The organism is Myroides sp. A21 (genome assembly GCF_000807225.1).
GTDB classification, from domain to species: Bacteria; Bacteroidota; Bacteroidia; order Flavobacteriales; family Flavobacteriaceae; genus Flavobacterium; species Flavobacterium odoratimimum.
Map to the genome: position 1 here is coordinate 2,860,264 of NZ_CP010327.1, position 24,166 is coordinate 2,884,429.

Sequence of the window (24,166 nt, forward strand, 5' to 3'; positions counted from 1 at the left end):
GTCGTTTTTAATTGGTTAAAGATTAGTTTCTTAATGGTTTACCATTTTTCAACATATACTGGATTCTTTCTAGAGTTTTGCGCTCTCCACATAGTGATAAGAATGCTTCTCTTTCTAGATCTAGTAAGTATTGTTCAGTCACTAAAGTAGCTTCTGATAAATCTCCTCCAGCCATAACATATGCTAATTTGTTAGCTATTTTACGATCGTGTTCAGAGATGTATTTACCAGCCATCATACTGTCAGTTCCTACTAAGAACATACCTAAAGCCTGACGACCTAGTACTTTAATATCTTTGCGTTTAGCAGGCTGAGTGTACCCAGCTTGAGCTAATACTAAAGCCTCACGTTTCGCTTGTGCTAATTGTAAGTCTTTATTTACAACTACTACATCTTTACCTTTTTGTAATATATTTAAGTCAAAAGCTTCTTGAGCAGAGGTAGCTACTTTCGCCATACCGATTGTTAAGAAGTGCTCTTGTAGTGTATTTAATTCCACATCGTTTTTGCGGTATAGATCAGACGCTCTTACTGTCATCTCTTTAGAACCACCTCCACCAGGAATAAGTCCTACACCGAATTCAACCAGTCCGATATAGGTTTCAGCAGCAGCGACTACCTTATCAGCGTGTAAGCTTAACTCACATCCACCACCGAATGTCATACCATGAGGAGCAGCAACCACTGGAATACCAGAGTAACGCATTTTCATCATCGTATCTTGGAACGTTTTGATAGCGATATTTAATTCATCCCAATCTTGCTCTGCAGCCATCATGAAAATCATCATTAAGTTAGCACCTACTGAGAAGTTACTACCTTGGTTTCCTACTACTAGTCCTTGGAAGTCTTTTTCTGCAATTTCAATAGCTTTGTTTAATCCGGCTAAAACACCACCACCGATGGTATTCATTTTTGAGTGGAATTCTAAGTTCACGATACCATCACCTAAGTCAATAAGTGATGCTTCACTATTACCCCACACTTTATTAGCTGTTCTAATATTGTCTAAGATAATGAATGCATCTTGTCCAGGGATTGGTTCAAATGTTTTAGTGTTTTGATTGTAGAATAACTTTTTACCATTCTCTACTTTATAGAAACTCTTTGCTCCAGATGCAGCTAATTCTTTAACCCAATCAGCTACTGTATAGCCTTCTTTTTCAATTAAAGCAATACCTTTTTCAAGACCTACTAAGTCCCAAGTTTGGAACGGTCCATACTTCCATGCATATCCTGTACGCATCGCGTCATCGATAGGGAATAGGGTATCTGTAATTTCTGGAACACGTTGAGAAACGTAAGCGAATAATGAAGCAAAGTGTTTTCTGATTAATTCACCTGCTTTTGTCTGATCTGCTAATAGTAAAGCTAATTTAGCTTTAGTACCTCCAGCTTGTTTTGCTGTTTCTAGTACAGCAATCTTAGCACGTTCTAATGGACGATATTCTAATTTTTCTAGGTCAAGAGCGAAGCGATTTGTTTTTCCCTCTTTGTCTACTTCTTTATAATAGAATCCTTTTCTTGACTTATCACCTAAGAATTTGTTTTCTAATAGGAAGTTTAAAGGTTTACTGTCTTTCACCTCTTGGATCATAGCGTCATGAGGACAGTTTTGTTTTAAGCCATTTGTTACGTTAATAGCAGTATCAAGACCTACTAAATCACCTAGTTTAAATGTACCAGTCTTAGGACGACCTAGGATAGAACCTGTTAATGTATCAGCTTCTTCAATAGTCAACCCAATCTCTTGTGCCAACTGCATTACCATCGCCATAGAGTATACACCGATACGGTTACCGATAAAGCCAGGAGTATCTTTACATAATACAGGTGTTTTACCTAAGTATAAGCTACTATATTTTTGGAAGAATTCGATAACTTCTGGAGCTGTATGAGGACCAGGAATGATTTCGAATAATTGTAAATATCTAGGTGGGTTAAAGAAGTGTGTTCCACAGAAGTGTTTTTGGAAATCTTCTGAACGGCCTTCTACCATTAATTTCATTGGGATACCAGATGTATTAGATGTAATTAATGAACCTGGTTTTCTGTATTTCTCGATTTGCTCGAATACAGATTTCTTAATGTCTAATCTTTCGATTACCACTTCGATTACCCAGTCGCAATCTTTTATTTTTACTAAATCATCTTCTATATTTCCTGTAGCGATGCGTGAAGCAAAAGCTTGAGAATAAATAGGAGCAGGTTTAGATTTTAGTGCATTAGCTAAGTGAGTACTTGCTATTTTATTTCTAACAATCTTACTTTCTAGGGTAAGACCTTTCTTTTCCTCTTCAGGAGTTAATTCTCTAGGTACAATGTCAAGAAGCAATACTTCTAATCCGATATTTGCAAAATGACAAGCAATAGCTGATCCCATTACACCAGATCCTACTACGGCTACCTTTTTAATTATTCTTTTCATATTTATTGTTCTTTGGTTTTTAATACTATTATTTAACTCTCTTAAGGTACAAAAATTATTTGTCTTCAAATATACTTTTGTCGTTGATTAACTGATTGATAACTTCAGTTACTTCCATAAAGTGCTGAATTTTCTCCTCTGATATTTGAGTTCGAATTTTTTCGTTAAAGCGTTTCACTTTTGCTTTAGATAATTCTCTTTTCTCTAAGCCTAGAGGAGTTAATTTTATAATCACACCACGGCCATCATTAGGGTTCTTTTCACGTGTGATTAATTTATTTTCTTCTAATTTTTTTAGAGTACGAGTAAGACTCGTAGCTTCCATACCCATATTTGGTCCTAGTAGAGTAGAAGGAGTACCTTCTTTATCTATACTTAGTAGTGCAAATGCAAGTGACATTGTCGCATCGTATTTAGCAGCTTCTTCATTATACATTCTAGCCACTGCCTGCCATGTTGCTCTAAGTATATAATCGATTGTTGTGTTCTTCATACCATTTAGAATAATTCAAATATAAAAAAAAATAGTATGCACGCATACTATTTTTGAAATATTTCTTGATTAAGTGATTTTTTGTGTCATTAACTTCTGTAAATCTTGTCGTATAAGTCTTTATGTTTCTCAAGAATAATACGTCTACGAAGTTTTAGAGTAGGGGTTAAGTGCTCACTGTCAATGCTCCACACATCAGGAGTAAGTTCGAACTTCTTCACTTGTTCCCATTTACCGAATTTTTTATTTACAGCTTCTACTTCTTCTGCAACGCGGTCGATAACTTTTTGATTCGTTGCTATTTCTTCGTTAGTAGTACCGATATCATATCTTTTTCGACGTGCCCATTCTTTAACGAAGTCAAAATCTATCTGAATAAAAGCAGCAGGCATCTTTTCTCCTTCACCGATAACCATGATTTGTTCGATAAAGCGAGACTGTTTCATCATATTTTCAATCATCTGAGGAGCTACATATTTACCTCCAGATGTTTTGAACATTTCTTTTTTACGGTCAGTGATGTGTAAGAAACCATCTTCGTCTATTTTACCAATGTCCTCTGTATGGAAATACCCATCTTTAATAACACTATTTGTTTTCTCTTCGTCTTTAAAGTACCCCATCATCACGTTAGGAGCTTTACATAAGATCTCTCCGTCTTCTGCTATTTTTACCTCCACATTACTTAAAGGGCGACCTACTGTACCAAATCTCAATCCTCCATTACGAGCATCGTTTACTGATATAACAGGAGAAGTCTCAGTAAGACCATATCCTTCCATTACAGGAATACCAGCAGCATTGAATACTTTAGATAGGCGAGCCTGAAGTGGAGCACTACCAGAAACAATGATTTTCATTTGACCTCCTAGTCCTTCTTGCCATTTACTAAATACTAGTTTTCTAGCTATTTTTAGTTGGAAGTTATAGAAGGCGCTTCTATTATATGGTTTATATTGGAATCCTAGTTCAAGAGCCCAGAAGAAAATACGTTTTTTAATACCAGTAAGAGAAGATCCTTTAGCAAAGATTTTATCATATACTTTTTCTAATAAACGCGGTACTACTGTCATGACATTAGGACTAACTTCTTTTAAGTTATCTCCCATTTTATCAATAGATTCCGCATAGTAAATAGAAGTACCTGAGAATTGGTAAAGATAAATCAGCATTCTTTCGAATACGTGGCACAGTGGTAAGAAACTAAGTGCTTTATAGTGATCTTCACGTCCAAAAGGAACTCTATCCCAGCTACCTATTACATTAGATAAGATGTTATTATGAGACAGCATCACACCTTTAGGTCTACCCGTAGTACCAGAGGTGTAGATTAGCGTAGCTAAGTGATCTGGTGTGATAGAATCTTTAATGCGATCCACTTCTTCTTGATTAGAAGTATCTCTTCCTAATTCAAGAATCTCATCAAAAGTTTTGCATCCTTCTATATGTTCAAAAGAACAAATACCTTGTAGAAGTGGTAGTTGATCTTTAACACTTATTAATTTGTTATAAATTTCTTGATCTGATACTACACAGTATTTTGCTTCTGCATGACTAAGAATGTACTGATAGTCTTCAGCTGCAATGGTAGGATAGATAGGCACATTCTGAGCGCCAATTTGTAAAATACCAATATCTAAAAGATTCCATTTAGTTTGGTTATTAGTAGAGATGACAGCTATTTTATCATTTGCTTCTATGCCTAGACGTAGTAAGGCACGCGAAACCATATTAGCCTTATCTATATACTCCTGTGAGGATGTTTTTTCCCATACTCCGTTCACCTTAGTAACTAAAGCTGCAGCCAGAGGAAAGTGTTCATTCTGCAAATAAGGAATATCAAAAAGTCTTGTAGGATTTACCATATTATCATTAATTAGCTAACGCAAAGTACAAAAAAAATATAAGATTTCTCGTATTTAGTATGTACTTAGCAATTTTTATCTGGTTTATTTGCAATTCTCGTAGTTGATTTTCTACTAAACTACATTATTCATTTTCTATATTGTGCTTGATGATGATTGTACTTAGAGCTTAAGTCATTGTAAATCAACTTTTATAAATATAGTAAAAAAATAAGTAGACACTTCATTATATTTTGATATAATCACTGAAAACTATTATTGAATATTAGTGTCCTTAAGAGATTGGGTATGCTGTATCGCCCTATTATCACTATATAATTATAGTAGGTAAGTCCGTAGTGAGTCCGTTATGAGTCCGTAGTGAGTCCGTTATTTATTGAGATATATCGGAGTGATATCTTACTAATCGCGTTGTTAGTAGGGAGATGTATGTAGGAAGACAGAATGTTTTGTAAAAGAATGTTCTATCTTTAGATAAAGATTATAGAGGATTGTTGTTAGTACGAAAGGTATAATTTTTCTTAAATTTTCTTTAGTTTGGATATAAAATGCTTCTAAATGCTAATAGAAGTCCGAATAGAAATGATTAAGTTTGTGTTTTTAAAAAAATAACAATATGATTTCTAATCGATATCGATTGAATGAAGTATTAGTACTGGGGTATAGGTTATTCTTAGCTTTCTTCTTTTACTTTATTGCTCGTACACTATTTTACTTTTATAATAGTGATTTATTAAATGTAGACTCTTTTGGTCAGTTTTTAGAATTAGCGTATCACGGTATCACGTTTGATAGGATGGCTATTTTTTATGTAAATATATTATTTATATTATTATCTATTCTGCCTTTATTTATCAATACAAAAAAAGGGTATCAGAAGGTCGTGTTTTACGCCTATATCATTCCTAACTTGATAGCGTATTCTACTAATTTTATTGATTTTATTTACTATAGATTTATTTATGCTCGTACTACTATAGCTGTTTTCGACAGTTTAGAACACGAGTCAAATAAGGGACAATTGTTTTTTAACTTCTTGGTTAATTATTGGCATGTTTTTCTTATTTGTATTGTACTATGTGTGCTATGGGTGTACTTGTATACCAAGGTGAAGTTTACTCGATTTTTGAAAGTTGAGGATAAGAAGTCTTATTGGTTATCTACTGTCTTGATTATTATTGTGACAGGAGTGGGCTTTGTGGCAGGAGTAAGAGGGGATCTGAAGAAAGCAACTAGACCATTGAATATTATAGACGCAAATCGACATGTAGAGAAACCAGAACATGCAGATATTGTATTAAATACTCCATTCGCTATCTTGAGAACAATCGGTAAGACTAGTTTTAAGAAAGTAGAATATATGGATGAAGCTACACTTAACCAAAATATAAGTGGGGTGAAGCAGTATCATACTAATGAACCTAGCACTCCTAATATAGTATTGTTTATCACAGAAAGTTATGGACGTGAGTATATAGGAGCTTTTAATAAAGATATGAATATTAAAAACTATAAGAGTTATACTCCTTTTATAGATTCGCTTTCTCAGCATAGTTTAATATTCCCTAATGCATTCGCTAATGGCTATAAGTCTATTCACGGTGTGTCATCTGTCATCGCGGGTATTCCTTCGTTTAAAGATGCATTTACATCATCGCCTTATCCGAAGCAGAAGATCGAATCACTAGTGTCTACACTGAAGTCTAAAGGATATGATACATCTTTCTTCCATGGTGCTCCTAACGGGTCTATGGGGTTCTTAGGATTCGGTAATATCTTAGGGTATGATCACTACTATGGAAAGACAGAGTATAATAATGATGATGACTTCGATGGTACTTGGGGGATTTGGGACGAACCTTTCTTCCAATATATGCGCACTACATTAAATGAAAAGAAAGGACCTTTCTTTGCTACTATTTTTACCGTGTCTTCTCATGAGCCATTTAATATTCCTGCTCAGTATGAAGGGAAATTCCCTATAGGAGATGTGCCTATCCATAAGACAGTGGGATATACGGATTATGCTTTTAAGAAATTCTTTGAAGAGAGCAGTAAAGAACCATGGTTTAAGAATACAATTTTTATCATCACTGCGGATCATACTAATCAGATCGCCTATGATGAATATAAAGAGCTTGTTAATCGTACTGCAGTGCCTATACTTATCTATACACCAGATGAGAGATTAAAAGGAGTAGATAAGAGATTAGCTCAGCAGATAGATATTTATCCTACTGTACTAGATCTAATAGGGTATGATAAACCTTTTAGAAGCTGGGGAAGAAGTCTAGTTAATGATACAATAACGACTCCATATACGATTAATTATGGAGGTAATGAATACACTTACCAAGAAGGAAATTATATCGTAAGGTTTAATGGGAAAGAGGTGACAGGGTTCTTTGATATTAAAGATAAGGGATTAAAGAAAAATTTAATCGGTCAAAAGAATAAGGAAATGGAAAGACTCGAAATAAAGTGTAAAGCCTTTATTCAAGACTATTTTGAACGTATTATAGATAAGCGATTAGATAGATAAGTATTATAAATAGCACCTTAATCAAGGTGCTATTTTCTTTTTAAGAAACTTTTTTTATTAAAAGTTTTTAGGAGTAATTCTTTGTTTATGAAGTTATTTGATTGTTTTATCTAAAAATTTTGAAATTAAAAGAAGTATTAATCTTGTGTTAGTAATATTAATGTTGAGTTTAATACAAAACGTTATTGTAGCTAGTATTATTAAAAAATAATGCTGTTAGTCTATATGTGTTTATTTGGGTGAAATGATAGTGTTTAATTAGGTGTTTTTGTACAGGATGATGAATAAATTTATTAATTTAAATTAAAAGTGTAAGTTATTGGTATTGTGTGTTTATGTGAAAATTGTATTAAAAAAAAATGTAAATCTTAAACTTGCTTTAGATTAACTTTTTAGCGCTGAGTTTTGGTTAAATTTGCCCAACTTTTTTTAAATATAAACCTTACAATTCTATGACTTCTAATAAATTTAGAGCCTATGAAGTAAAAGTGATGTTGTATAGATTATTTCTTGCTTTTGTTTTTTACTTTATTGCTCGATTGTTATTTTATTTTTATAACGCAGATTTATTAAGCATTGATTCCGTTGGACAATTTTTATCACTATCTTTTTACGCCTTATCATTTGATAGTGCATCTATATTCTATATGAGTATTTTGTTCATCTTATTATCAATAGCTCCTGTTTTTATAAATACCAAACCTAATTATCAGAAAGTTGTTTTCTTTGCTTATTTCATTCCTAATTTACTAGCTTATGCTACTAACTTTGTAGACCTTATTTACTATAGATTTATCCAGTCTAGAACCACCGTAGCTGTGATGGATAGTTTAGAACATGAGTCTAATAAAGCAACGTTATTGTTTAACTTTCTATTTAGTTATTGGCATGCTTTAGTTTTGTTTCTTATATGTTCTGCTTTGTGGATTTATTTATATACTAGAGTTAAAATAAAACCTGTCAAAAGAGAAGAATCTACTAGTCGCTATTATATATCTACTGCTTTTATAGTAGTAATTTCAGTAGTTGGTGTAGTCTCTGGTATAAGAGGAGGTGTGACTAAGAAAACTAGACCAATAAATATAGTAGATGCCAATCGACATACTACTAAGCCAGAGCATGGGGATGTAGTCTTAAATACTCCGTTCACAATCTTAAGAACGATAGGGAAGAGTAGTTATAAGGAAGTGAACTATATGGATAAAAAGACATTAGAAAAATACATTAATGATGTAAAACAATATAATGTCAATGAACCAAGTACTCCTAATATCGTATTATTCATAACGGAGAGTTTTGGACGTGAGTATATTGGAGCCTTTAATGAAGGGACAGATATTCCAAACTATAAGAGCTACACTCCTTTTATAGATTCTTTGGCTAAGCATAGTTTGATATATCCTAATGCCTTTGCTAATGGGTATAAATCGATTCATGCTATTCCTTCTATTCTAGCAGGTATTCCTTCTTTTAAGGATGCTTTTACTTCTTCTCCATTCCCTAACCAGAAGATAGAATCTGTAGTGTCTATATTGAATAGTCAGGGGTATGATACTTCTTTCTTTCATGGTGCGGTGAATGGTTCAATGGGATTTTTAGGATTTGGAAATATATTAGGGTATGATCATTACTACGGAATGACTGAGTATGATAATGATGATGATTTTGATGGTACATGGGGGATCTGGGACGAACCTTTCTTTCAGTTTATGAGTAAAACATTAAACGAGAAGAAAGAACCTTTTTTCGCAACATTGTTTTCAGTATCTTCACATGAGCCTTTTAGAATACCAGAACAGCATATAGGGAAATTTCCCAAAGGTAATCTTGAGATACATGGACCTATAGGTTATACTGATTATGCGTTTAAGCGTTTTTTTGAAGAGAGTAGTAAAGAACCATGGTTTAAGAATACTATTTTTATTATCACAGCGGACCATACTAATCAGATTTATTATGATAAGTATAAGGAATTAGTAAATAGAACTGCTATTCCTATTATGATTTATACGCCTGATGAGAGGTTAAAAGGGGTAGATAATCGATTGGCACAACAAATGGATATATATCCTACTATTTTAGACTTAATCGGTTATGATCAACCTTTTAGAAGTTGGGGGAGTAGTTTACTTAACGATACTACAAGCGATCGTTTTACAGTAAGTTATGGAGCTAACGAAATAACTTATCAAACAGGTAATTATATTGTCCGATTTAATGGAATTAAAGTAACGGGCTTTTATGATATAAAAGATAAAGGGCTTACTAAAAACTTGATTAAGGAGAAGAATAAAGAAATGGAAGAGGCAGAAATGAAGTGTAAGGCTTTCGTCCAAGATTATTTTGATCATATTATCAATAGAAAGTTATCTGATATATAGAGGTGTTTTCTCTAAAGAGTAAAGGTTCACAGTTAAATCTGTGAACCTTTTTTATTTTACTCTGTAAAGTCGTTTTCGATTAATAACTTTTTAGCCTTATCTAAGTCTTCTTCATCGACTAAGATATGTACTGCTCTGTCAAGCGTTCCTGCTCCAATTCCGATAGCTGATTGTATATCATCTCTAATTATGTAGGGAATATTATTTTCATCTAAGAGATTTCTTACTGCGAGAACGATAATCTCACTGCCAGCAAATAATTTTTTGTGACTCATAACCTTCTGTATTTGTTCTTTTCTAAATTATGACTTTTTTAATTAAGAGAGTAAAAAAGATAAGTTAAAATCAAAATGAATTAGCCTATAAGTTTTTTTATTACTCTAAAAAGGAGTATCTTAATAAAAGAATTATAAAACAAAAAATATCTTATAAATGATAAATTATAAGTAAAAGAGAAGAGGTTTCATTAAACTGAATGATTATGAAAATAGAGGAGACAAAGGCATTTAGTCAATTGAGTAGTATAGCGCAATCAATTGTCAACAAGAGTACTTCCAAAAAACAGATTTCAGATGCTGTGATGATTGTGAAGAATATAGGTTTCGAAAAATGGAGTAGTATTACAGACCTACCTATTATGTGGCATCAGATAGTAAAGGAACTGGCTGTATAAATAATAGAATAGATGAAGTAGAAAAGATCTTATCCTATCAGGATGAAGATCTTTTTTCATTTATACAACAATAATAACTTCGAAATATAATTGTAATTTTATTTCAAATTTAAAATAGAGTATGAATATTGTTTATTTGGTTTTTGGTAATAAGATGAGTTATTATCAACAAGTTTTTTTCTCTATATATACCGTATTGGCTTATAAAGGAGCAAGTGATAATATTATTGTATTGACTGAAGAACCTTCTCTGTTTAATCAATTAAAGGGAAGAATAACGGTAGAATCTTTAGATAAGGATCTTGTTAAAGATTGGTTAGGGAAGTACCAATATATGTTTAGAGTAAAAATAAAGGCATTAGAGTATATCGCTCAGCAGTATCCAGAGAAAGATTTATTGTACCTAGATGTAGATACTTTTGTTTATAATTCATTAACACCTCTAAGAGATAAACTAGAACAAGGAACAAGTATTATGCATATAGATGAAGGGCAGCTCAATAAATTTACTACGAAAACAGGAAAGAGATTTTGGAAAGAATTGAAAGGTAATACTTATGGAGGAATTCTTATTACAGAAGATACCTGTATGTGGAATGCTGGTGTTCTAGGAGTGTCAAAAAGTAACTTTTCAAGTATTTCACTAGCTTTAGATATAACAGATCAGATGTGTCAAGCAGGTATTAAAGCATTTACAAAAGAGCAACTTGCTTTTTCTTTAGCTTTTAATTCTACTGGAGATATGACACCTGCAGATCATATTATTGGTCATTATTGGGGAAATAAAGAACAATGGGATGATTTTATATCTGATTGGTTAAAAAAAGCGTTTATGCATAATTATACAGTAGATGAAGTGATCGCTAATGTTAGAAGTATTCCTCTGGATCAAATACCTTACTACCTTAAACACTCTAATACTTTAAAGCGTCTATCTAGAAAGTTACAAAATATCTTTCAACCTAAAAATCCACAATTTATAAAGAAGTAAAATTTTTTATAATCACTTGATTTTGTAATAAAAGTATTTGTTTATTTAAACTTATATCGACTTGTTATTGTTAATAAATTGATTTGTTTAAATGAATAAGGTTAATTATTATAGAGTGTTAGGAGTTAATCCTACCGTATCAGAGGAAGAGCTTAAGCGTGCTTTTCAGTCTTTATATGAGCGTTATAGTCCAGATAAGAATCCGAGTAGTTTATTCTATAAGACGATGTTCGAACAACTGAATGAAGCTTATGCTACATTAGGAGATAGAGAAAAGAGAGAAAAGTATAATATAGCGAATGGCTATGAGGTACCTGTCTATTCTAGACCTGAGGATAAACAAGAAATCTCTAAAGAGAAAGAAAAGATGGTAGATACAGGAAGTAATAATGCCTATATTTTCTTATTTGTGGTTATTGGTATTATCGTTGTTTTAGGAGGGTATTTAGTTTACTATACATTTAATGAGAGTGAAGATACAGAGATTAAAGAAACAGTGATTGTTGAGCAAGAATTGCCAAAACCTAAAGCGACTATAAAGAAAGTAGAAGTGAAGCCTGTAGAGGTAAGAAGAGAGGTTTATACTGCCGAAAAAAAAGAAAAGGAGCATCAACATACAGAAAGTGTGAAAGAAATACCTGTAACTGATAAGGCAAAAGAAGTAAAAAAGGAAATCTCTGTAGAAAAGAAGGTAGAGGCAACTAAAGTAAGTAAAGAAGAAAAGCTTACTAAACCAAGTTCTAAAACAGATAATCTGAATGATGAGTTTCAAACAAAGAAAGCGTTTAAAATAGGAGCGAGTAAGAATGATGTATGGGCTGTACAAGGAGATCCTACAGATATAAAAGAACAAGGTGATATCGAGACATGGTATTACGGTAAGAGTAAGATTAGATTTAAAAATGGAAAGGTTATAGATAGTACAAGTTTTTAATTGGTACTTAAAACCCTATTTACTACCTTTTATTTTTAAACAAAAGGTACTCAATAAAGGTGTTTAGAATGTTTTTTTATATAAGTTGTTGTTTTTGTTGGTATTAGTAGATGTTATAAAGTATTGTTTTTCGTGTTAAAATTCAACGGTTTTAGTTTTTTAACTAGTAAGGTTTATAAATTTATGTAATTAAATTACAATCAAAATTTATAATTATGACAATAAAACAGACCTATTTTTATCACCCAACTAGTTATGAAACAAATGAGTGTGTAATAGCTTCTTTTGAACAAAGAAATATTCCAATGCAAAGAATTCAACAGAGTCTTGGAAGGAAAAAAAGATTTATTCTAGATCGAAATTCTACAGAAACAACACTTACTATGGCTACCAAAGCTGCAAAAGGAGCATTAAAAGAATGTGGTTTGCATATTGAAGATATTGATGTTATTGCTTTAGTTTCTGCTACACCAGAGCTTTTAGTACCATCAGCTTCTATCAAGTTGCATCAAATGTTGAATGCAAAGAAGAAAACTATGTGTTTTGATTTAAATGCCAATTGCATTGGAGCATTTATAGCGTTAGATCAGTTGACTAAATATTTGCAATGTACTCCTAACATGCAGAGAGCATTAATTGTATGTGCAGAGAATCTATGTCGTATAGTAGATAATAATAATCCAATTACAGCATTTTGTTTTTCTGATTCTGCTTTTGCTTTTATTCTTGATAAGGATGGAGAAAGTATAGGACTTAAGGATGTAATGTATCATACAGATAGTGATATTGCTGATACAGTGTCTTATCCGCCAGCTGGCTTTTCTCAGTTTAAGAATGAAGATGTATTAGTATGGGATCGCTCCTTTGACGGAATGGGAAGTGTGGACTTCATAAAGAAAGAACTATTATTATTTTTAGAGAGAAATAAAATGAGTGTAGAAGATATAGATTTGTTTATGTTTTCTCAGTTTTCTTATAAAAATGTACAATTAATCAAAGAGTATTTTAATTTAGGTGATGATAAAGTGCCTTTTTATTCTCATGAATTAGGATATACTGGTTCGTCAAGTCCTTTTTTAGCATTAGATCAATATCAGCGAAGAGTAAGGAAGATTAAACAAGGAGAGCAGATTTTGTTTTGGACACTAGGTGCTGGTTATGAAGCAGGATTAATGCTTTGGGAATACTAATTAAAAGTATACGCAATAAAAAACACCCTAAGTCATCTAGACTTAGGGTATTTTCATTTTATAACTATTCACTAACTAATCCGAAATGTTATTGTTGGTTTCTAAAAACCAGTTCGTTGTTAAACGAGTCTAATAAAATCATGCTGTCTGCTTTTACATTACCAGATAAGATCTCTTTAGACAAGCGGTTCAACACTTCTTTTTGTACAACACGTTTTACAGGACGTGCACCGAACTCAGGGTCAAAGCCTTTAGTAGCTAAGAACTCTTTAGCTTCCGCAGTAGCTTCCATATGTATGTTTTGTTGAGCAAGCATCTTGAATACACTTTGTAGTTGTATGTCTACAATCTGTAAGATATTGTTTTTGCTCAATGGAGTAAACATCACTACTTCATCTATACGGTTTAAGAACTCTGGTCGAACTTGTTGTTTTAACTCGTTTAATACTTCCACTTTAGCATCTTCAGAAGCCTGTTCTATATTTGTAGCATTCTCAAACTTCTCTTGGATAATATGACTACCCATATTAGAAGTCATGATGATGATTGTGTTTTTAAAGTCAGCCAAACGTCCTTTATTATCTGTTAGACGTCCTTCATCTAATACTTGCAACAAAATGTTGAATGTATCAGGGTGTGCTTTCTCAATTTCATCTAATAACACTACTGAGTAAGGTTTTCTACGTACAGCTTCTGTTAATTGACCACCTTCATCATATCCTACGTATCCTGGAGGCGCTCCTACTAATCTACTTACACTGTGTCTTTCACCATATTCACTCATATCAATACGAGTCATAGCATTTTCATCGTCAAATAGATATTCAGCTAACGCTTTTGCCAACTCTGTTTTACCAACCCCAGTAGTACCTAAGAATAGGAATGAACCAATTGGTTTTTTAGGGTCTTGTAATCCAGCACGACTTCTACGTACTGCATCACTAATTGCTTCAATTGCTTCTTCTTGACCTACCACGCGTTTGTGTAACTCATCTTCTAAGTGAAGTAGTTTCTCTCTTTCACTTTGAAGCATTTTAGTTACAGGTACACCAGTCCATTTTGCTACTACTTCAGCGATATCATCACTTGTTACTTCCTCTTTAATTAGCGATTGACCATTTTGGTTCTCGTCTAATTGTTTTTGTGCTTTCTCAAGTTCTTCTTGAGCGTCTTTTATTTTACCATATCTAAGCTCAGCTACCTTACCATAGTCACCATCGCGTTCTGCTTTTTCAGCTTCAAGCTTATAGGTTTCTATTTCTTGTTTGATAGCTTGTACCTTATCTACAACCTCTTTTTCAGATTGCCATTTAGTATAGATATCGTTTCTTTCTTCTTTTAAGTTAGCAACTTCTAAACCAAGAGATTTAAGTTTATCTTCATCATTCTCACGTTTAATTGCTTCAATCTCAATTTCTAACTGCATAATCTTACGATCTAATACGTCTAGTTCTTCTGGTTTAGAGTTGATCTCCATTCTCAGTTTAGCCGCAGCTTCATCCATAAGGTCAATTGCCTTGTCTGGTAAGAAACGGTTAGTGATATAACGCTCAGATAGATTAACAGCAGCTATAATAGCCTCGTCTTTTATACGTACTTTGTGGTGAGCTTCATACTTCTCTTTAATACCACGTAAGATAGAGATCGCACTTTCAGTATCAGGTTCATCTACCATTACTTTTTGAAAACGACGCTCTAAAGCTTTGTCTTTCTCAAAGTACTTTTGATACTCATCTAATGTTGTTGCCCCAATAGAACGCAATTCTCCACGTGCTAACGCAGGTTTTAAGATATTAGCTGCATCCATAGCTCCATCACCACCACCTGCACCTACAAGTGTGTGAATCTCATCAATGAATAAGATGATGTTTCCTTCAGCAGAAGTTACTTCTTTTACTACTGATTTTAGACGCTCTTCAAATTCACCTTTGTACTTTGCACCAGCAATTAATGCTCCCATATCTAAAGAGAAGATTTGCTTGTCTTTTAGATTTTCAGGTACATCTTGTTGTACGATACGGTGTGCTAATCCCTCTGCAATAGCTGTTTTACCAACCCCTGGTTCACCGATAAGCATTGGGTTGTTTTTGGTACGACGACTCAAAATCTGTAACACACGTCTGATCTCTTCGTCACGACCAATTACAGGATCCAGCTTACCTTCGTTAGCTAATTGCGTTAAGTTATTCGCATACTTATTTAAAGAGTTGTAAGTTTCTTCAGCAGAGGCAGAAGTTACTCTTGCTCCATTTCTGATTTCGTTAATTGCAGCTTCAAGTTGTTTTTCTGTAACCCCTTGATCTTTTAAGATTTGAGCTACTTTACTTTTCGACTTGAAAATCGCTAAGATTAAATGCTCAATAGATACATACTCATCTTTCATCTTTGTAGCGATAGCTTGAGCTTCAGTGATAGCAGTACCTGCCTCTCTAGATAAGCCTAATTGTCCTCCAGCTACTTTCGGAAAGTTAGCTATCGTAGCATCTAATACAGATTTAAAAGTATCTACATTGATGTTTAGTTTCTTTAAGATAAATGGTGTCACATTTTCATCTACTTCCATAATAGCTTTAAAGATGTGCTCATTTTCTATTTGTTGTTGCCCTAAGCCTTGCACGATTACCTGTGCTTGTTGTAAGGCTTCTTGAGATTTTATTGTAAAATTATTTAAGTTCATATACTAAATCGTTTATTTGTTTGGATATATCGTAATAGACAAAAGGTGTTCCAATATTAAAATTAAGACTTTTTGGCAATATTTGAATTATTCGTATTAGTAAAAGATGTCAAAAAGTCATAAATTCGCTTAAGTAATGTAAACCACACTAACATTTTGTCTTATGAAATGGATCAATATAACAGAAAGTAGTCAAGTAAAAGACCTGATTGCTAATTCAAATGATAAAGCAGTAATTATATTTAAACACAGCCCTCGATGCCATATTAGTAAATTTGCATTAAGAAATTTTGAAGCAAGCTTTACTAATCCTACAGATGCAGATTGTTATCTAGTAGATGTAGTTAATAATAGACTTCAGTCTATGGAGGTAAAAGAAGAGCTAGAAGTACATCACGAGTCTCCACAACTAATCATTGTTTCTAAGGGAAAAGCGGTCTTTAATACTTCACATGAGAGTATAGATGGTGTTGATACAGAGAAATTACTGTTGAGACTATAGGATGAGTAGAACATTAGTTTATAGAACTGCTACTCTACAAGGGGTAAAGACACCTGGGATTATCCATAATGGAGGCTACCATTTTACACATTTTGATGTCTATGAAGATGGAAGGATAGCGGATTGGAACTTTGAAGATTTCGAACATTTTATTAAAGATGTACAGAAAGGATGGGTTGTCACTAATATACCTGACGGAGAGGAAATCTCCTGTTTTAATCTAGGATCTTGGAAAATAGATAAAGGGCAGTGGTACTATACACCTAATACGTATCTTGAGTTTATAAAAAGTTTGGTATTAGAACTTAATCCTAATTGGACGAATATATATACTTATCAAGAGCGAAAAGTCAATGGCGTCACAGTAGGGGAGTCAGGAACAGGGACATTGTATAAAATAGATACTGTAAATGTGGATCACTTCTTTCCAACTAAAATAAAAGGAGAGAATCGCAGTCTATTTTATGTTTCAGAAGGGAAGTATTATTTAATACAATTATTACTTTTTAAAGATAAAACGATCTTAATTCACGGTTGTGGAGAAGAAAAGGTTTTAGACTTTGAACGTTTAAGGACTTTGATAGATGAAGGTATTGTTTGTAGTACCATTCCTAATGGAGCTAAAGTGATAATAGAAAACCTTGGAGAGTTTAGTGTAGTCGAAGAATTCTATAGCAATGATATCGAAGAGATATTCGTAGAATTAGAAGATGACTATCGACAGTTAAATGGAGAGAAATCTTTACTTCAGTTGTGTAGAGAGGCTTTAGAAGCTTATCAAGAGAATCCTAAAGATGAATTAAAAGAAGCATTAAAAATAGCTTATGAACGTATCCCTGAACATATGCAGATGTATTTGGGAGATATGGACAGTAAAGATGGAGAGTATATAGATATTATATATGGACCTGAATATTGGGATCAATGGAATACAGATGAGGTAAAATAAAAAAGAGGCTTTCGGCCTCTTTTGTCATAAATACAGGGGGGACTTTCTTAATTAAATAGAAAGTGTATTGTAGTTGTTTTCATTTAACTGAAACATGTATTTATGCGCATTAGGTGTTCCGATAAAGTACAAAGGCAAGTCTTTCAATGTTACACCGTAAACGTTTAATGCAAATTCACATACTACTAATTTAATACCTGCTTTATTTGCAGCATCTAACTCAGCACGTAGTTCTTTATTGTTTAACTCTTGTACCATTTGCCCCATGATTACGATTTGGAAATCAGCTTTAGGATTAGCTTGTTTGATTTCACTTCCTGTCATTATAGAAGAGCGTAGGTTTTTTATAGATTGTACTAGAATAGCATATTTATCTCCTTTAGTATCTTGTTCATAAGCAACAATAGATGTTTCATTGTTTACTGTATTGTAGGCTACTGCTTGAGCACTTACGATAGAACATAAAGCGATGGCTAAAACTAATTTTCTCATTGTTTACTATATTATGGTTTATATATCAGCGAAAGTAGCAGATAGTGTAGACAGATGAAGTAACAATTGTTACACAACGATTAAATAATGAAAAAGTTATTCTTTCTTCTTTGTCAATTCATGTAGTATTCATATTAATGAGGCTTTCCAGTAAGAGCTCCCCATATATTGGACACAAATTCCTGAAGAAGTTAGTGTCGTCATCTTAAAATAGAGAGTCTGTAACTTATGTAACAATAGGTAAGATTATCGTTACCTATCTTTGAAGTATTAAATGATATAAGATGATTATTGCATATTTTAAGAAATGGACAGTGATGAGGTGGATTCGTCTAGGTCTAGGAGTATTACTTTTATTTCAAGCTTTAGATGCAGAATTGTGGATTTTGATGATTCCAGTTTTGTATTTGTTTTTACAAGCTTTCTTTAATTTTGGATGTAAAAATGACTCTTGTACTTGGAGATAAATGTGATTTTAGATATAACTTTTTGATTTTTAATTATTTATTGTCTGTGAGTTAGGAGTTGTAGGAAGCAAGAATATTTTTATTTTAGCAAGGTTTTAAAACTCGCAAATTATGAAGAAAAGACTGATGTCTATATTCGTATTTACGGCTATAGTTAGTTTAACTACAGCTTGTAAAGACAAACAAGAAGAATTTTCTACAACAGAAACTCCTATAGAGGAAACAACAACTTCTGTTAATGAAGGAGAAGAGGAGCCTACAGCTATAGTAGATGAGGCTGTAGTAGAAGGAGAGGAAGATTATTATGACCCTACAGTTTATCCAACTTCTTTTAAGTTTAAGCATGATTTAATTATGACAGGTGATTATCATGAGGGAGAAATAGTAGATAATGTAAGTAGTAAGTCTTGGGTAGGATTAATAAAGGAAACAGATGGTACATATAGCGTACATAAAGTAAATCCTACTACTAAACTAATACATGATGTAGTATTAGATGAGGCAGGACAAATGACAGGGGTAAAAGTCTCTGCTAAGAGTGTGGGTGAAGTGGTGTTCATGACGAATGAAGGGGTATTAACTCAAGGTAGTAACCTAGAAACAGTCAATTTGCCTAAGACTATTTATCCAGGCGAGAGCAAAGATTTTATATTTAAGGGAAAAACCTATACTCTCTTCGCTAAAGGAGAAAAAGGAGCAGCCTATACTTACCAAAATGAAGAAGGAGAAGAGGTACAAGAGTATGAGATTAAAAAATACAGTTTATTCTTAAAAGTTAAGGGACAAGATAAGGTAATCACTTTATTAGATTTATTAAGTTTAGAAGAAGCTACTCCAACAATCGACTTTGTAGGAGATTTAAATGGAGATGGAAATATTGATTTTCTAATTAATACTACTTATAACTATAATATGAGTAGATATACGTTGTATCTATCAGAAGGTAAATCAGGAGCAGTAACAGTAAAACCTGTTGCGGCTTTAGTGAATTTAGGATGTTAGTAAACAACCAATACAAATAAAAGAGGCTGTCCATGGACAGCCTCTTTTATTTGTATTTAGAATATTCTCTTTTAGTATGTACAATAGCGAGAATGATAATTTTCATTTTATCTTCCTCTACAATATAATGTATGTGATAAGGGAATTGTTTTAACTTATGTAGACGTACATTATTATAGACTATATCATTACTGAAAGGGTATAATATTATGTTCTCTTTTGCTTTTTGTAATTGTTGTATAAATTCTTTTGCAAGTTTGTGTGATATACTTTTGTAGTAATCAAAGGCAAATCTAATATCTTGTTCAACTAAAGAATTGTTTACCAATATATACACTATAGCTCTTTTTCAAATTTATTTAATAATTCTCCAAAGTCCATTAAGTCATCTGGATTGTTATGATAGTGTTCTAATCTAGAATCTATAAAATTTTTATGTTCTTGTAATATAGTATTACTTATGATTTCTGTGCTAATACTTTTATTGCAGAGAGTAACACAAGATCCGTTTTTGTTTTGATTTTCTGTGTGTTTAGTTTTCATAAGTATTGTGATTTTAATATCTTTTACAAAGGTATAAATAAAATACAGGTTTAGATTTTTTTTATTTTAAAGTTTTCAGGAAAAAGATGTATCGGCTGAATACTAAGCTTTTATAAAGAATATCAAAAAAGTCAGGTTACGATTTGGTAACGGTGCTTATTGCTTTGCTTTTCAATACGTTTCCGTTCGCTCATAGCAAATATACGTCTTTAATTTATAACTTAATTAAAGAAATTAAAAACTAATCAGCGGTATGCTTTTTCTTGAACTCTTCAATTTTCTCTCTTGCTATTTTATTTTGAACATTTGCAATTTCGGTAAGTAATTCTTTATGTAAACCGTTCTCTATTTGTGTGCGTTCTTTGGTTTGCTCTTGTTCTGCTTCGTATTCAATATCTCGAAGTGTTTTTTGTTGTTTTAGATATTCAGATGTTCTTTCTTCCAATTCGAGTTCTAAGTCCTTCTCTTTTCTGTAAATAGCTCTGTCATAAGCACCAATAGGCGTGGCTATTTTAGCAATGGTTGGTAAAATCTCAATTGTAAAAAAGAGTATTCTAATTAACCATAACAACATAAAAATTGTAGCTCCTTCTGGAATTTCAGGATTATTTGGTGTTGCCAAATTTTCTAAAACCATAAAACGCAAGACAAATCCTTTTTTATCTTTGATTTTATTTTGAAATTCATTTTTTGCAGTGTCGGCTGTAGCAAGCCCTTTGTTTATAGAAGTGCTTGTTTGTACGATGTTCTCATTTAGTCTTCTTTGTTCTCCTTTGAGATTAGCAATCCAATTATCAATGTATTTTTGTCTTTGTTTTTTTAAATCATCTAATCCCTTTCTGTCAAATTTGTTTAGATTGTCTTGTGCTTGTCTTCTTTGTGCGAGTTTGTTCTCGTAAGTTCTCCATTGTTGCGAGTTTCTGTTTTTTACATAACTTTCACTACTATAATCATAATATGTTGGGACATTATTGTAAGCACTATTTGCTTCTGTTCGAGCTGTGTTTAATCTTCTGCTAAGAGCATCAAAATCATTTTGTTTAGTTTGAATTTCAGATTTCAGTCTGTCATATTCGGGGTCGCCTTTTGGTTCGCCTTGTGAAAGTTGCGTTTCAACTTTTCCCAATACAAGACTGTCATTACTCAAAATGCGTTGTTTGTCGGATATTGCTTCATTTCTTTTAGATGCTTGTTGAACAGAATAAACTTGGTCAAGTTTATATTTGTCCATATGCAAATCAATATTTTCCTTAAAAATCAACAACTCCAAAGGAATAGAGATAATAAACGCAATTAAAATTGCCAAAACACCTCTTGATAAAAAGGCTGTCCAAAAATTCTGTTTTTCTTTAGTTGGGTCTTTCTTTAATGTAACCACCATACTTCGGTCGATACTGAAAATTAAAGAAGCCCAAATAATCCCGAATATGACAGCGGATAAATAACTTTCTCCAAAATAATAACCTGCATAACTTCCCGAAAGGAAAGCTAATAAAGTGGTCATAAAAATGGTAAATCCTATTCCTGCTTGTCTGTTATAATCTGTCGGACAATCTTTTAAAATACTGATTTCTGCTCCTGATAATAGCCAAAAGAAATACTGAATCTTTGAATATTTATATTTTTTAGTAGAAGTTTTGCTCATAATTCTGTTTAACTAAAGTGTAATTAGATTTTCTGTTTTTAAAAATTAAAAAATAGGGTGTAATGAAAACAAATGCTATCATTATCAATATGGCTATGCAGATGAATAAAACTACTTTTCCTTCTGTTTCTACAAACCAACTTTTATATAATCCCAAAGGCATTAACCATAATTGTTCAAAATTCCCAAGTGTCATTTTTCCTGTTTTTAAATAAAGTTGAAATAGGATTTGATGTTCAAAAAGGAATAAGCAAAAAGGAATAGCAAGTATCAATGCAAAGATTAAATTGATAAATATTTGCGTTACGAATATTCCTATTTTTGGATTGGTATGATGAACTTCGTTCAAAAGCTTCATCCATTTATAAAAAATGAAAGTTACCAATGTAGTCACGAGATAACCCAAAATTAAATAGTTTGAAATAAATATTTTGTAACTCGTAATAACCGAAGCAAAAACAATCAGTATTTGAAACAAGAAAAATATTCCTATTCCTGCTATTTTATTGTGCAAGACAGGACAATATTCCATTAAAAAGCAATCATAATTTGCCAGTTTCCAAAGTTTTTGTTGAATTTTCGTACTCATCTATTTCAGTATTTTTTGCAATGAGTTTAGAATATTGAATCTTTTTGTCGGTTTCATTGCAGTTTGAAAACCGATTTGAGATTCATTTAGAATTGTTTCTGATAATTCTTTAAAATCCAATTCAAAACTTGGGATTAAATCCTTTCCAGAAGGTAATCTTGGGATAATACTCGGATTGAATGTCGGAATATTTTGTACCTCAATTTTTATTTGTGAACTGGTTACAGAAAACAGTTCGTTATTAGCTTTCAGATAAAAAACAGCTGTTCTTTTAGGTAAAATTTCAATTTCGCTTTTTCCTGTTACATCAATATCAGCCTGCATATTTGATGATAATATGATACTCGAAGCGTTATCAATTTCCCAGCTCAATTTTACGGGTAAAGTTTCAACCACAAATTCTAAATCTGAAACAAACGATTTGATTTCAACTCTTTTGACAACCTGAACCGTAATTTCTTTTTCTTCTTTTGTAATTCCGTCTAATGCTGTAACAATTACTTTGTAATTGGTGTGTTCCGTAGGCGAAATGGATTTCTCTCCTCTATTTGGAACAACCTCCATATTTCCTAACCAATGCAATTCAACTTTTTCCGCATTTTCAATATCCCAAACTAATTGTGTTTCTTTTCCGTGTTCTATTTTTTGTTGTTTGGAACGAAATTCTTTGATTTTTGGAAGAGGAAGAACCGTTATGGTCAGTTCATTTTCTGTTTTATCAAAGGCGTTTTCTGCAAGTAACTTGTATGTAGTCGTATTGGTTGGTGAAACAGAAATAGAATGTTTGCCTGTTACATTTCCGACACCATTGTTTATTGAAATTTTATCAAAATTCTCAATATTCCACGATAATTCAATGGCTTTTCCTTTTAGAATTTCCTTTTCATTCGTGCCAAAATTGATTATTTTCGGTGCTGTTAAATAATGTTCAAAAGATGTAAGGTTTAGATAATTCTTTTCCGATAAATAACTGTTCAAAATTCTCGTCAGACTTTTGATAGAATTAGACAGCTTTTGTAAATCCTTATAGATTTCAGAGTTTTCAAAATCTTCAAAGTCGGTTTCAGTAAACAATAAATACTGTGTGTCTTTTACTTGATATTTGTTCCATAAATTTGAGTTTTTAGAAAGGGAAAGTATTGAAAGATAGATTACTAATTCCGAAAAATAATCCGCTTTTAAAGATGCTTTTCCTCCTTTAAAACGTGATGGATGTTGATAACCTTTTAAACCTGTAACTAATTCTTTTTGTCCCTTAATTTCAGGAATACAAATAGAATCATAATCTACAAGTTTGATGCTTCCTTTTCTGTCAATCAAAATATTTCCTTCCTGTAAATCTCCGTGAGAAATTTTATTTTCTCGTAGCGTTTTGCACATTTCCAGAAAGTCATTAGCAAGTTTAGTTAATTTGCTTTTATTGTTTAAATTTTCTTCAAGATATTCTTTTAGCAATTTTCCTTCAAGCCATTCCATTCGGATGGTATCAATCAAAGTTCCATTAACTAAAATTCCTTTTTCATCATAGATGAAATCAGCAAAATAGGGTAGTTTTTTTTCAGAAAGATATTTTGATATTTTTCGGTAACGGTTTGTATGTTTTCCCATAGGAACGTGCCAAACTCGCAAAGCCCATTTCTTATTTTGATGTTCCAATTGAAACACCATATTGAAGCCACCAACAAAGGCAAAAGGGCTGCCATTCTTGTTTAGTCTTGGCTTTGCTCCTTGCAATTCAGGTACTTTTAAAAAAGTATCCGAATTTTTAATGGCTGTGATTATATCTTGTTTGCTTACCGACAT

At 32.5% G+C, this 24,166-nt stretch carries 21 protein-coding genes; 10 read left to right on the forward strand and 11 right to left on the reverse strand.

Features of this window, described 5'->3' with window-relative positions; genetic code table 11:
* Nucleotides 1-22: 22 nt before the first annotated feature.
* The 3 genes from MYRA21_RS12835 to MYRA21_RS12845 form a co-directional block, all read right to left on the reverse strand.
* Nucleotides 23-2,428 (reverse strand): 3-hydroxyacyl-CoA dehydrogenase/enoyl-CoA hydratase family protein, encoded by a 2,406-nt coding sequence (locus tag MYRA21_RS12835; protein ID WP_039329286.1) that lies wholly within the window; start codon nucleotides 2,426-2,428, stop codon nucleotides 23-25.
* A 55-nt stretch (nucleotides 2,429-2,483) separates the two neighbouring features.
* On the reverse strand, nucleotides 2,484-2,921 hold the full coding sequence (locus tag MYRA21_RS12840) for a MarR family winged helix-turn-helix transcriptional regulator (protein WP_006259151.1): 438 nt from the start codon (nucleotides 2,919-2,921) through the stop codon (nucleotides 2,484-2,486).
* Between the two features lie 89 nt (nucleotides 2,922-3,010).
* On the reverse strand, nucleotides 3,011-4,786 hold the full coding sequence (locus MYRA21_RS12845) for a long-chain fatty acid--CoA ligase (RefSeq protein ID WP_006263413.1): 1,776 nt from the start codon (nucleotides 4,784-4,786) through the stop codon (nucleotides 3,011-3,013).
* Nucleotides 4,787-5,402: 616 nt separating this feature from the next.
* Between MYRA21_RS12845 and MYRA21_RS12850 the strand changes: the two genes are divergently transcribed.
* The gene (locus MYRA21_RS12850; RefSeq protein ID WP_006259149.1) at nucleotides 5,403-7,328 is read left to right on the forward strand and encodes an LTA synthase family protein; all 1,926 of its coding nucleotides are present in this window, start codon (nucleotides 5,403-5,405) and stop codon (nucleotides 7,326-7,328) included.
* A 452-nt stretch (nucleotides 7,329-7,780) separates the two neighbouring features.
* Nucleotides 7,781-9,709, forward strand: a complete 1,929-nt coding sequence (locus MYRA21_RS12855) for an LTA synthase family protein (protein ID WP_006261009.1) — start codon at nucleotides 7,781-7,783, stop codon at nucleotides 9,707-9,709.
* Nucleotides 9,710-9,765: 56 nt separating this feature from the next.
* On the opposite strand, the gene MYRA21_RS12860 is transcribed toward MYRA21_RS12855, so the two are convergent.
* A complete protein-coding gene (locus MYRA21_RS12860; protein WP_039329288.1) occupies nucleotides 9,766-9,984 on the reverse strand; it encodes a DUF2007 domain-containing protein in 219 nt (72 codons plus the stop codon).
* Nucleotides 9,985-10,190: 206 nt separating this feature from the next.
* On the opposite strand from MYRA21_RS12860, the gene MYRA21_RS12865 reads away from it, so the two are divergent.
* The 4 genes from MYRA21_RS12865 (at nucleotide 10,191) to MYRA21_RS12880 (ending at nucleotide 13,497) form a co-directional block, all read left to right on the forward strand.
* Nucleotides 10,191-10,382 (forward strand): hypothetical protein, encoded by a 192-nt coding sequence (locus MYRA21_RS12865; RefSeq protein ID WP_006259146.1) that lies wholly within the window; start codon nucleotides 10,191-10,193, stop codon nucleotides 10,380-10,382.
* 121 nt (nucleotides 10,383-10,503) lie between these two features.
* On the forward strand, nucleotides 10,504-11,373 hold the full coding sequence (locus MYRA21_RS12870; RefSeq protein ID WP_006259145.1) for a hypothetical protein: 870 nt from the start codon (nucleotides 10,504-10,506) through the stop codon (nucleotides 11,371-11,373).
* A 91-nt stretch (nucleotides 11,374-11,464) separates the two neighbouring features.
* Nucleotides 11,465-12,307, forward strand: a complete 843-nt coding sequence (locus MYRA21_RS12875) for a J domain-containing protein (RefSeq protein ID WP_006261010.1) — start codon at nucleotides 11,465-11,467, stop codon at nucleotides 12,305-12,307.
* 215 nt (nucleotides 12,308-12,522) lie between these two features.
* Nucleotides 12,523-13,497 carry a 3-oxoacyl-ACP synthase III family protein gene (locus MYRA21_RS12880; RefSeq protein WP_006259143.1) on the forward strand — a complete coding sequence of 325 codons (975 nt, stop codon included), beginning with the start codon at nucleotides 12,523-12,525 and terminating at the stop codon, nucleotides 13,495-13,497.
* 88 nt (nucleotides 13,498-13,585) lie between these two features.
* Here MYRA21_RS12880 and clpB read toward each other — a convergent pair whose 3' ends face one another.
* On the reverse strand, nucleotides 13,586-16,174 hold the full coding sequence (gene clpB, locus MYRA21_RS12885; protein ID WP_039329290.1) for an ATP-dependent chaperone ClpB: 2,589 nt from the start codon (nucleotides 16,172-16,174) through the stop codon (nucleotides 13,586-13,588).
* A 163-nt stretch (nucleotides 16,175-16,337) separates the two neighbouring features.
* Between clpB and ytxJ the strand changes: the two genes are divergently transcribed.
* Nucleotides 16,338-16,676: a bacillithiol system redox-active protein YtxJ gene (gene ytxJ, locus MYRA21_RS12890; protein WP_006263417.1), complete on the forward strand. Its 339-nt coding sequence runs from the start codon at nucleotides 16,338-16,340 to the stop codon at nucleotides 16,674-16,676.
* Between the two features lies 1 nt (nucleotide 16,677).
* Nucleotides 16,678-17,625: a hypothetical protein gene (locus tag MYRA21_RS12895; protein WP_039329292.1), complete on the forward strand. Its 948-nt coding sequence runs from the start codon at nucleotides 16,678-16,680 to the stop codon at nucleotides 17,623-17,625.
* 51 nt (nucleotides 17,626-17,676) lie between these two features.
* Here the strand turns inward: MYRA21_RS12895 and MYRA21_RS12900 are convergent, their stop codons facing one another.
* Entirely contained in the window at nucleotides 17,677-18,117 is a 441-nt protein-coding gene (locus MYRA21_RS12900; protein WP_006259139.1) for a hypothetical protein, read from the reverse strand.
* A 284-nt stretch (nucleotides 18,118-18,401) separates the two neighbouring features.
* Here MYRA21_RS12900 and MYRA21_RS12905 point away from each other — a divergent pair, with 284 nt between their 5' ends.
* Together MYRA21_RS12905 and MYRA21_RS12910 are read left to right on the forward strand one after the other, a co-directional pair.
* On the forward strand, nucleotides 18,402-18,584 hold the full coding sequence (locus MYRA21_RS12905; protein ID WP_006259138.1) for a hypothetical protein: 183 nt from the start codon (nucleotides 18,402-18,404) through the stop codon (nucleotides 18,582-18,584).
* Nucleotides 18,585-18,695: 111 nt separating this feature from the next.
* On the forward strand, nucleotides 18,696-19,586 hold the full coding sequence (locus MYRA21_RS12910) for a hypothetical protein (protein ID WP_039329294.1): 891 nt from the start codon (nucleotides 18,696-18,698) through the stop codon (nucleotides 19,584-19,586).
* 46 nt (nucleotides 19,587-19,632) lie between these two features.
* Here the strand turns inward: MYRA21_RS12910 and MYRA21_RS12915 are convergent, their stop codons facing one another.
* The 5 genes from MYRA21_RS12915 to MYRA21_RS18665 form a co-directional block, all read right to left on the reverse strand.
* Complete coding sequence (locus MYRA21_RS12915; protein ID WP_006261015.1) at nucleotides 19,633-19,923, reverse strand: type II toxin-antitoxin system RelE/ParE family toxin; 291 nt, start codon at nucleotides 19,921-19,923, stop codon at nucleotides 19,633-19,635.
* On the reverse strand, nucleotides 19,923-20,129 hold the full coding sequence (locus MYRA21_RS12920; RefSeq protein ID WP_039329297.1) for a hypothetical protein: 207 nt from the start codon (nucleotides 20,127-20,129) through the stop codon (nucleotides 19,923-19,925). The genes MYRA21_RS12915 and MYRA21_RS12920 overlap by 1 nt, the downstream gene beginning before the upstream one ends.
* Before the next feature lie 241 nt (nucleotides 20,130-20,370).
* Nucleotides 20,371-21,774 (reverse strand): DUF4407 domain-containing protein, encoded by a 1,404-nt coding sequence (locus tag MYRA21_RS12925; RefSeq protein WP_039329298.1) that lies wholly within the window; start codon nucleotides 21,772-21,774, stop codon nucleotides 20,371-20,373.
* A complete protein-coding gene (locus MYRA21_RS12930) occupies nucleotides 21,755-22,363 on the reverse strand; it encodes a hypothetical protein (protein WP_039329299.1) in 609 nt (202 codons plus the stop codon). Before MYRA21_RS12930 ends, MYRA21_RS12925 begins: the two co-directional genes overlap by 20 nt.
* Entirely contained in the window at nucleotides 22,364-24,166 is a 1,803-nt protein-coding gene (locus MYRA21_RS18665; protein WP_052237540.1) for an AarF/UbiB family protein, read from the reverse strand.

Bases quoted from the DNA above. Each gene is read 5' to 3' on its own strand.
- MYRA21_RS12850 (WP_006259149.1), top strand. From the start codon at position 5,403: ATGATTTCTAATCGATATCGATTGAATGAAGTATTAGTACTGGGGTAT.
- MYRA21_RS12840 (WP_006259151.1), bottom strand. From the start codon at position 2,921: ATGAAGAACACAACAATCGATTATATACTTAGAGCAACATGGCAGGCA.
- MYRA21_RS18665 (WP_052237540.1), bottom strand. From the start codon at position 24,166: ATGTCGGTAAGCAAACAAGATATAATCACAGCCATTAAAAATTCGGAT.
- MYRA21_RS12880 (WP_006259143.1), top strand. From the start codon at position 12,523: ATGACAATAAAACAGACCTATTTTTATCACCCAACTAGTTATGAAACA.
- ytxJ (WP_006263417.1), top strand. From the start codon at position 16,338: ATGAAATGGATCAATATAACAGAAAGTAGTCAAGTAAAAGACCTGATT.
- clpB (WP_039329290.1), bottom strand. From the start codon at position 16,174: ATGAACTTAAATAATTTTACAATAAAATCTCAAGAAGCCTTACAACAA.
- MYRA21_RS12865 (WP_006259146.1), top strand. From the start codon at position 10,191: ATGAAAATAGAGGAGACAAAGGCATTTAGTCAATTGAGTAGTATAGCG.
- MYRA21_RS12930 (WP_039329299.1), bottom strand. From the start codon at position 22,363: ATGAGTACGAAAATTCAACAAAAACTTTGGAAACTGGCAAATTATGAT.
- MYRA21_RS12900 (WP_006259139.1), bottom strand. From the start codon at position 18,117: ATGAGAAAATTAGTTTTAGCCATCGCTTTATGTTCTATCGTAAGTGCT.
- MYRA21_RS12855 (WP_006261009.1), top strand. From the start codon at position 7,781: ATGACTTCTAATAAATTTAGAGCCTATGAAGTAAAAGTGATGTTGTAT.
- MYRA21_RS12860 (WP_039329288.1), bottom strand. From the start codon at position 9,984: ATGAGTCACAAAAAATTATTTGCTGGCAGTGAGATTATCGTTCTCGCA.
- MYRA21_RS12905 (WP_006259138.1), top strand. From the start codon at position 18,402: ATGATTATTGCATATTTTAAGAAATGGACAGTGATGAGGTGGATTCGT.
- MYRA21_RS12910 (WP_039329294.1), top strand. From the start codon at position 18,696: ATGAAGAAAAGACTGATGTCTATATTCGTATTTACGGCTATAGTTAGT.
- MYRA21_RS12835 (WP_039329286.1), bottom strand. From the start codon at position 2,428: ATGAAAAGAATAATTAAAAAGGTAGCCGTAGTAGGATCTGGTGTAATG.
- MYRA21_RS12845 (WP_006263413.1), bottom strand. From the start codon at position 4,786: ATGGTAAATCCTACAAGACTTTTTGATATTCCTTATTTGCAGAATGAA.
- MYRA21_RS12895 (WP_039329292.1), top strand. From the start codon at position 16,678: ATGAGTAGAACATTAGTTTATAGAACTGCTACTCTACAAGGGGTAAAG.
- MYRA21_RS12870 (WP_006259145.1), top strand. From the start codon at position 10,504: ATGAATATTGTTTATTTGGTTTTTGGTAATAAGATGAGTTATTATCAA.
- MYRA21_RS12925 (WP_039329298.1), bottom strand. From the start codon at position 21,774: ATGAGCAAAACTTCTACTAAAAAATATAAATATTCAAAGATTCAGTAT.
- MYRA21_RS12920 (WP_039329297.1), bottom strand. From the start codon at position 20,129: ATGAAAACTAAACACACAGAAAATCAAAACAAAAACGGATCTTGTGTT.
- MYRA21_RS12875 (WP_006261010.1), top strand. From the start codon at position 11,465: ATGAATAAGGTTAATTATTATAGAGTGTTAGGAGTTAATCCTACCGTA.